We start from the raw sequence: 1056 nt of genomic DNA on the forward strand, positions 1-1056 counted from the left end.
TTCAATATACAGAATTTAATTTTCAAAAGTGTTCAATTTGAAATTGCAATTTTCGAAAATAATAAATTATTGCCGAATACGGTTTGTCCAAGGCAATTTGTCTGTTCAACTCACGCCTTGATAAGAGTAAAGTGGTAGCGCACGGCTTCGAGCCATTGCCAACTTGGCCTGATGCGGTAAGCGATTATCTCGAAATCTTGAAGAAGCATCTCTGATGAATTGGGTAAGTAAGAGAATAGATGAAGGTAGGAAGGCAGCCTCCTTGGGGATGCCTTTTGGTACAAAATTTTGTTATGTCCTATGCTCTTTTTGCAGAAACTGCTATACTTATTTTAAATATATACGAACAAGTGATCTAAAATACTGAAAGTGAAATAAGGAAGAGCAATTATATGAAAAAGAAACTAACTACAGAAGAATTAATAACCCATATTAAAAACAAGGGTATAACATTTAACCATATGATAGAAAATGATGCTAAAAAATGTTTAAGAACTTTAAATTACTATTATAAACTTGCTGCATATCGAAAAAATTTTAAAAAAGATGAAAATGGAAAGTATGAGGATTTAGATTTTGCATATTTAACTGACCTGGCTGCTATTGATATGCAATTGAGACAGTTTCTTTTAGAGTTGTGCTTAGATGTTGAACATGGAGTAAAAGTACTATTATTAAATAGAATTTCTGATTATTTGCCCAATGAAGATGGATATAAAATTGTTCAAGATTTTAGAAACGGACCAGATTTTGGCTCACGGCAATATGAATTGACTATTGATAATCTAAAACATAATCAATATTTAAAAGAGATGAGTAGAAAGTATTCTCAAAATCCACCAGTTTGGGTGTTCTTAGAGATCGTTTCATTTGGTGGATTAACAGCCTTTACTGAATATTTTTGTAATAATAGAAAAACTACAAAAAAACTTGAAAAAATAAGTTCACTTTTGCGTTATTGTAAAAATATAAGAAATGCTTGTGCTCATAATACACCTATATTGGTCAATTTGTTTTCTAATTCGGATAGATTAGATAAAAGACCAAGAATTATTC

At 30.6% G+C, this 1056-nt stretch carries 1 protein-coding gene; it reads left to right on the forward strand.

The genetic code is table 11. The features are described 5' to 3' along the window. Positions 1-392: 392 nt before the first annotated feature. A partial coding sequence (locus CP368_RS10070) for an Abi family protein (RefSeq protein WP_098046059.1) occupies positions 393-1056 on the forward strand: 664 nt, incomplete at its 3' end.

Source organism: Lactobacillus sp. UMNPBX17 (assembly GCF_002553735.1).
Classification (GTDB): Bacteria; Bacillota; Bacilli; order Lactobacillales; family Lactobacillaceae; genus Lactobacillus; species Lactobacillus gallinarum.